This window comes from Pseudomonas sp. CP-1 (assembly GCF_021213715.1).
GTDB lineage: Bacteria > Pseudomonadota > Gammaproteobacteria > Pseudomonadales > Pseudomonadaceae > Pseudomonas > Pseudomonas aeruginosa.
Window position 1 is genome coordinate 64,413 of record NZ_JAJQKY010000027.1, and the last position, 6,959, is coordinate 71,371.

The 6,959-nt window shown below is 70.4% G+C and carries 7 protein-coding genes; 2 read left to right on the forward strand and 5 right to left on the reverse strand.

The features are described 5' to 3' along the window. Positions 1-3: 3 nt before the first annotated feature. The 3 genes from LT948_RS30570 to LT948_RS30580 are packed head-to-tail and all read right to left on the reverse strand — an operon-like array spanning position 4 to position 2,838. Positions 4-978, reverse strand: coding sequence for a thiamine pyrophosphate-dependent dehydrogenase E1 component subunit alpha (locus LT948_RS30570; protein WP_003093507.1), 975 nt, complete (start codon positions 976-978; stop codon positions 4-6). A 22-nt stretch (positions 979-1,000) separates the two neighbouring features. After that, complete coding sequence (locus LT948_RS30575; RefSeq protein WP_003112999.1) at positions 1,001-2,041, reverse strand: ATP-NAD kinase family protein; 1,041 nt, start codon at positions 2,039-2,041, stop codon at positions 1,001-1,003. Beyond that, a complete protein-coding gene (locus LT948_RS30580; RefSeq protein ID WP_003104791.1) occupies positions 2,038-2,838 on the reverse strand; it encodes an SDR family NAD(P)-dependent oxidoreductase in 801 nt (266 codons plus the stop codon). Before LT948_RS30580 ends, LT948_RS30575 begins: the two co-directional genes overlap by 4 nt. Before the next feature lie 331 nt (positions 2,839-3,169). Between LT948_RS30580 and LT948_RS30585 the strand changes: the two genes are divergently transcribed. Then, a complete protein-coding gene (locus tag LT948_RS30585; RefSeq protein WP_003104795.1) occupies positions 3,170-5,047 on the forward strand; it encodes a sigma-54-dependent Fis family transcriptional regulator in 1,878 nt (625 codons plus the stop codon). A 204-nt stretch (positions 5,048-5,251) separates the two neighbouring features. Continuing rightward, positions 5,252-5,863, forward strand: a complete 612-nt coding sequence (locus LT948_RS30590) for a LysE family translocator (protein ID WP_003104796.1) — start codon at positions 5,252-5,254, stop codon at positions 5,861-5,863. Here LT948_RS30590 and LT948_RS30595 read toward each other — a convergent pair. Then, positions 5,850-6,740: a LysR family transcriptional regulator gene (locus tag LT948_RS30595; protein ID WP_003111251.1), complete on the reverse strand. Its 891-nt coding sequence runs from the start codon at positions 6,738-6,740 to the stop codon at positions 5,850-5,852. The two genes, LT948_RS30590 and LT948_RS30595, sit on opposite strands and share 14 nt — an antisense overlap. A 95-nt stretch (positions 6,741-6,835) precedes the next feature. Beyond that, on the reverse strand, positions 6,836-6,959 hold a 124-nt coding region (locus LT948_RS30600), incomplete at its 5' end, for a hypothetical protein (protein WP_232197152.1).

Consider the following 6,959-nt stretch of genomic DNA (forward strand, 5'->3'; position numbering starts at 1 on the left):
GACTCAGGGATAGGACACGTAGACGTCGCGCAGCAGGTCGTCCGGCTCCGGCTTGGGATCGTTCTTCGCGCGCTGCACGGCATCCTCGATGCGCGCCTCGACCTCGGCGTCGATGGCGTCCAGGTCGCTGGCGGAGAGCAGGCCGGCGTGGCAGGTGCGTTCGCGGAACTGCTTGAGGCAGTCGCGGGTTTCCCGGTAGTGCTTTACTTCGTCGGGATCGCGGTAGGTCTGTGCGTCGCCCTCGAAGTGTCCGTAGTAGCGGGTCAGCTTGACTTCGATCAGCGACGGCCCCTCGCCGGCGCGGGCGCGCTCGATGGCGGCGCCGGCAGCCTCGTGGACGGCGAAGAAGTCGAAGCCGTCGACGGTCACCCCGGGCATGCCGAAACCGGCGGCGCGGTCGGCGATGTGGTCGCAGGCCACCGACCAGTTGGCCGCGGTGGCCTCGGCATAGCCGTTGTTCTCGGCGACGAACAGGCACGGCAGGTTCCACACCGCGGCCAGGTTCATCGCCTCGAACACCGCGCCTTCGTTGGAGCCGCCATCGCCGAAGAAGGCCACCGCCACCGCATCGCTGCCTTTCAGCTTGGCCGCCAGCGCGGCGCCGGCGGCCAGCGGCGCGCCGGCGCCGACGATTCCGTTGGCGCCGAGCATGCCTTTCTCCAGGTCGGCGATATGCATGGAGCCGCCCTTGCCCTGGCAGACCCCGGTCTTCTTGCCATAGATCTCCGCCATCATGCCGTGCACGTCTACGCCCTTGGCGATGCAGTGGCCGTGGCCGCGATGGGTGGAGGCGATGCAGTCGTCGTCGCGCAGGTGCGCCATCACGCCGGCGGCGGAGGCTTCCTCGCCGGCGTAGAGGTGGACGAAGCCGGGTATCTCGCCCGTGGCGAACTCGACGTGCAGGCGTTCCTCGAAGGCGCGGATGGTGCGCATCACGCGGTAGGCATGGAGCAGTTGGTCGGTGCTCAGAGTGGACATCTTGTTGTTCTCCAGGTTGTCTTCACGGGGTCATCGGGGTTCGCTGGCCGGCCAGCAGGCGATGGCGGGCGGCGTAGGCGAGGGTGGCCGGCACATCGACGCTGAACGGGCCGGAAGGGTCGAGGGTGATGCTCGGGCGGTCGGTGGCGCTGAATTCGATCTCGCGCTCTCCGTCCAGCGCCAGGGTCCCGCTGGACAGGCTCGGCGCGTGGGCCACGCCGGGTTGCAGGTAGCCGGCGGCAGAGACCCCGCAGCCCACCAGCAGGCCCGGCGCCAGCGGCACCAGCAGGCTCTCGCGGGCGTCCGGATGCAGGCGCATCCAGGCGCCGTGGGGCTCCTCGCGGCTCACCGGCGACCACAGTCCGCAAAGCGCCGAAAGGCCGATGGCGTGGGGTTCGGCGAAGCTGACGAAGACTTCGGCGAGGTCTTCGGCGCGACTGATGGCGCGGGCGCCGATGAACGGCTGCGGCGACACCGCGACGTCCACCAGCGCCCACTCGCAGAGCCCGCGGCGCGGCTCGCGCACCAGCAGGCGCTTGTTGCGTCGCAGGCCGATCTCCGGCGGCACCCGGTTGCTGGCGCAGAGGCCGCCGGCGAGCCCCGCGCCGGTGGCTTCGCGCAGCTCCGGGAAGGCGTTGTTGGTCCCGGTGGACAGCGCCAGCAGGGGGACGTCGCCGACCTCGGCGGCCACTGCCTTGTGCGTGCCGTCGCCGCCGAGCACGGCGATCAGCGCCACGCCGCGCTCGACCATGCGCCGCGCCGCCAGGCGGGTATCCTCGACGCTCTGGCGCAGCGGCATGTCGAGGAACTCCAGGAACGGCCAGTGGCCGTCGCGGGCCTGGCGGGTCTGGCTGGCCCGGAGCACGGCGGCGGCGATGCCGGTCATGTCCGGCGGCAGCAACGCATGGCGGATGCCGGTGGCGCCGAAGGCGGCGAGCAGGCGTTGCACCACCGATGCCTTGTCGGTGCTGGAGTGCAGCCCGGCATGGGCGGTGAGGCGACGCAGGTCGCGACCGGAGGCCGGGTTGGCGATGATGCCGACGATCGGCGAGGGCGGGGTCATAGCGAGAATCCGCCGTCGACGGCGATGGCCTGGCCGGTGACGTGCGGCGCGCAGGCCAGGTAGACGACGAGCTGGCCCATGTCTTCGACGGTCTGCGCCTCACCCTGGGGCAGCAGGCTGGCCTGGTGGCGTTCCCAGGACTGCGCCTCGCTTTCGCCGGCCTGCCGCCAGCGGCCCGACAAGCCGTCCTCGCCGCGCCACATTCCGGTGCCGACTATTCCCGGGCAGAGCGCGTTGACCGTCACCCCGTCGCGCGCGACCTCCTTGGCCAGGGCATTGCTGAAACCGATCACGGCAAACTTCGAGGCACAGTAGTGGGCGAGGTCTGGGAGACCGACCTTGCCGGCGATCGATGACAGGTTGACGATCCGCCCCCAGCGCTGCGCCTGCATCAGCGGCAGTTCGGCCTGGCAGCAGAGGAACACGCCGCGGGCGTTGACGTTCATCACCCGGTCCCAGTCGGCGAGGCTGAGTTCGGCGACCTTGCGGATGCTGATCACCCCGGCATTGTTCACCGCCACGTCGAGCCGGCCGAACTCCGTGGCGACCCGCTCGACCATCGCCCGGACGCTGTCGCCGTCGCTGACGTCGACCCCAAGGGCCAGGCTGCGGCGACCGAGGCTGCGGATCGCGGCGGCGGTTTCCTCGGCGACCTGCGGATCGAGGTCGGCCACCGCCACGTCGGCGCCGGCGCGCGCCAGGGCGAGGGCGATGCCCCGGCCGATGCCGCGTCCGGCGCCGGTCACCAGCGCGACCCGGGAAGACAGGGAGAAATCGTCGGACGACGTAGCGTGCATGCTTCACCTCTGATTGTTCTTGTAGGTGTATGCGGCAGGGCGTTGGGAGGAGCGGACAGTCCGCCCTGCCGTCGCCGTGGCTGGAGCAAGGCCGATGCCAGGTTGCGGCGTGGCGGCCGGAAGGCCCGTCGTAGAGCGCCGGCATGGGAAGGCCGGCGACCGCCGGGGCGACGTCCGGCGAGACAACCCATGTCATCGCGCACGGGTTCCCGGCGAGACGCTGAGACGCTCCGTCTCAGTCGTCGGCTGTGGCGGCCCGGCGCTTGTCGAGGGTCGCCGATGGGCGCTTAATGGGCGGCACAACAACAAGATGCCGAGCAACGGAGGCCCCATGCTTTCCGCACACTCGAAGGACCATGTGGACTGTGTCAGCCGTGTCCTGAGGAACGCCGCGCGCCTGCCGCAGGCGCCGGTGCCGACGCCGATCCTCGACTCCTGGCGCCGCTCCATGGAGCAGCACCGTCTCGACCCGGGGTCCCTGCAAGGGCCGCGGATTCTCTCGCAGACCCTCCTCGACGAATGTCGCGAGCGTTCCGAACTGTTCCTGCGCATCGCCAGCGAAGAGGTGGCGCGACTGCATGGACGGGTGCGCGATGCCGACTACTGCGTACTGCTCACCGATGCCCAGGGGCGGACCATCGACTACCGTGTCGAGTCGACCATCCGCAACGACTGCCGCAAGGCCGGGCTGTACCTCGGCACCTGCTGGTCGGAAGGCGAGGAGGGCACCTGCGGGGTGGCCGCCGTACTCACCGACAGGACTGCGGTGACGGTGCACAAGCGCGATCACTTCCGCGCCGCCTTCATCGACCTGACCTGTTCCGCGGCGCCGGTCTTCGATCCGCAGGGCGAGTTGCTCGGTGTGCTCGACGTTTCCGCCGTGCAATCGCCGGACGACCGCCGTAGCCAGCATCTGATCCGGCAGATGGTGGCGCAGAGCGCGCGGGAGATCGAGAACGCCTTCTTCATGCACAGCGCCCAGGGCCATTGGGTGCTGCGCGCGCACCGTGCGCCGGGCTACGTCGACAGCCAGCCGGACTACCTGTTCGCCTGGGACGCCGATGGGCGCCTGCTGGCGTTGAACCCGGCGGCGCGGCACTACCTGCGGCAGCGCCTGGGGCAGGTGCCGAGCCACATCGGCGAGGTGTTCGACCTCGACGCCCTGCACGCCGCCGCCGACCAGGCGCCGTGCCTGCTGCGCGGCCAGGCCGGCGAGCTGCACGTGCGTCTCAGCGCGCCGCGGGCCAAGGCGCGGCGGCTGGAGCGCGAGGTGCCCGACGACGCTGCGCTCGACCCGCGCATCGCCGAAAGCCTGCGCCTGGCGGTGCGGGTCAAGGACCGCAACCTGCCGGTGCTGATCCAGGGCGAGACCGGCGCCGGCAAGGAGGTTTTCGCCCGCCAGTTGCACCAGGCCAGCGCCCGTCGCGACAAACCCTTCGTCGCGCTCAACTGCGCGGCGATTCCCGAAAGCCTGATCGAGAGCGAGCTGTTCGGCTACGTTGGCGGAGCCTTTACCGGCGCGGCGGCGAAAGGGATGCGCGGCCTGCTGCAGCAGGCCGATGGCGGTACCCTGTTCCTCGACGAGATCGGTGACATGCCGCTGGGCCTGCAGACCCGCCTGCTGCGCGTGCTGGCCGAGGGCGAGGTGGCGCCGCTGGGGGCTGCGCGCCGGCAGGCTGTGGATATCCAGGTGATCTGCGCCACCCACCGCGACCTGGCGGCGCTGGTGGCGGCCGGCGGCTTCCGCGAGGATCTCTACTTCCGCCTCGGCGGCGCCCGCTTCGAACTGCCGCCGCTACGCGAACGCAGCGACCGGCTGGCGCTGATCCGGCGCATCCTCGACGAGGAAACCGCGCACTGCGGCGTACGCATCGAACTCGGCGAGGCAGCCCTGGAATGCCTGCTCGGCTATCGCTGGCCGGGCAATGTCCGCCAATTGCGGCATGTGTTGCGCTACGCCTGCGCGCTGTGCGGCGGCGCCACCCTGCAACTCGCCGACCTTCCGGCAGAGCTGCGTGGCGAAGGCCGGACACCGGCCAGTGCGTGCGAGAGCGGCGGCGGTCCGGAGCGCGACGCCCTGCTCGACGCCCTCGTGCGGCATCGCTGGAAACCCATGGCCGCGGCGCGGGAACTGGGTATCTCGCGAGCGACCCTGTATCGGCGGGTGCGCCGGCATGGCATCCGCATGCCGGGCCAGGCGGACGACTGAGGTGCGCCGGCGGCCGGCGCAGTCGTCAAGCGCGGAAAATCAAAACCAGCCTTGAGCCTTGCCCCGTTAATGCCGGTGGGCTTTCCCTGTAGCGTTCCGGGCAGCGGCGCAACCCGTTCGGTCGCGCCCCGCCAGGACCCTACGGAGGAAACCCATGCCCGCCCCGCACCAGCCAGCCCGCAACCCGACCGGGGAGTTCGACCCATGCCGCTAGCCCTGCTGCTCGCCATGGGCGCGTTCTCCCTGAGCCTGTCGATTTCCCCCGGTCCGGTGAACCTGACCATCGTCGCTTCCGGCGCCAACCATGGTTTCCGCCGGACCCTGCCGTTCGTCACCGGCGCCACCCTCGGCTTCGTCCTGCTGCTGGCCTTCGTCGGCTTCTGGTTCGTCCGCGCGATCGAGGCCTACCCGCGCTTCTTCGACTACCTGGGGATGGCCGGCGCGGCGTTCATCGCCCATGTCGGCTACCGCATCGCCACCGCGGATCCACGCCTGGCCCTGGAGGAAAACGGGGTCCCCGGGTTCTTCCAGGGCGTGCTCCTGCAATGGCTCAATCCCAAGGCCTGGATCGCCTGCGCTTCCGGCGTGGCCTTGTTCGCCAGCCCGAGCACGCACGCGCCGCTGCTGGTCTTCATGGCCATCTACCTGGTGGTCTGCTACCTCTCGCTGGCCGCCTGGGCACTGCTCGGTGACCGCGTGGCGCTGCTGCTCGACAGCCCCCGGCGGGTGCGCCTGTTCAATCGGGCGATGGGCGGCACCCTGGTGCTGACCGCCGGCTACATGCTCTACCTGCAGCTCGCCGCTAGCCCGGATTGAAGGCCTCGTAGAGGCGATTGATGAGGGTATAGGCGATGCTGCTGGCGGGTACGTTGGGCGGCCACACCGCATACACCTTCAACGGCTCCAGGCGCCATTCCGGCAGCACCGCGCGCAACTCGCCGCGACGGATCGGCTCGTCGCTCAGGTAGGTCGGCGGCGCGGCCAGGCCGACGCCGAGGCGGGCCAGGCGGCAGGAGGCTTCGACGCTGTCGACGCGCACCCGCGGGGTGTAGTCGACGCGTACCTCCTCGTCGTCCCGCGCATGACGGAATAGCCGGCTGTCGGGGCGCATGCCGAGCCCGATCCATTCCAGCCGCTGCAGGTCGCGCGGGTGTTCCAGCGGCGCGTGCCGGGCCAGGAATGCCGGTGCCGCCACTACCTGGCGCGGCAGCAGGAACAGGTGACGGGCCTTCAGCGAGCTGTCCGGCAGGTCGCCGATGCGGAAGGCGATGTCGATGCCGTCGCCGATGATGTCGTGGCGGCTGTCGTCGCAGGCGATGCCGAGGTCGAGGTCGGGATGCTCCTCGATGAAGGCTGCCAGGTGACGGGTGAAGTCGCTGTTGACGAATACCGCGGGCATCGAGATGCGCAGGCTGTTGCGGGTCGAGACGGCGCGCTGGCGGAACTCGATGAAGCCCTTCTCGTAGAGTTCCAGCATGGAGCGGGCGGTGTCCAGCAACTGCGTGCCGTCCTGGGTCAGCGACAGCTTGCGGCTGTTGCGGTAGAGCAGCGCACGGCCCAGGTTCCGTTCCAGCCTGGACAGGTGCAGGCTGGCGGTCGCGGCGCTCAGGCCCAGCGCCTCGGCGCCGCCGGAGACGGAGCCGGTCTCGGCGATCTTGGCGAATACGATCAGGTAGCGGATGTCGTCGATCATGCGGTCTCTCGTCGCGGGGGCTGGGTGCATCCTGCGCGATGGCGGCCAGCCGGACAAGCGCGAGAGGTAGAGGGCAGCGGCGCTTTCCGGGCTTTTCAGCGCAGGCTCCAGAAGCCCAGGCGACCGAGGCTGGCCGCCAGTCGCAGGCGCGAGGTCTGCCAGTTGCCGAGGGCACGGATGTGCTGGTCCTCGGCGCTGGCGTAGGCGGTCAGGGCGTTG

Coding starts and splice junctions, on each gene's coding strand:
- LT948_RS30575 (WP_003112999.1), bottom strand. CDS start 2,041: ATGACCCCGCCCTCGCCGATCGTCGGCATCATCGCCAACCCGGCCTCC.
- LT948_RS30585 (WP_003104795.1), top strand. CDS start 3,170: ATGCTTTCCGCACACTCGAAGGACCATGTGGACTGTGTCAGCCGTGTC.
- LT948_RS30595 (WP_003111251.1), bottom strand. CDS start 6,740: ATGATCGACGACATCCGCTACCTGATCGTATTCGCCAAGATCGCCGAG.
- LT948_RS30570 (WP_003093507.1), bottom strand. CDS start 978: ATGTCCACTCTGAGCACCGACCAACTGCTCCATGCCTACCGCGTGATG.
- LT948_RS30580 (WP_003104791.1), bottom strand. CDS start 2,838: ATGCACGCTACGTCGTCCGACGATTTCTCCCTGTCTTCCCGGGTCGCG.
- LT948_RS30590 (WP_003104796.1), top strand. CDS start 5,252: ATGCCGCTAGCCCTGCTGCTCGCCATGGGCGCGTTCTCCCTGAGCCTG.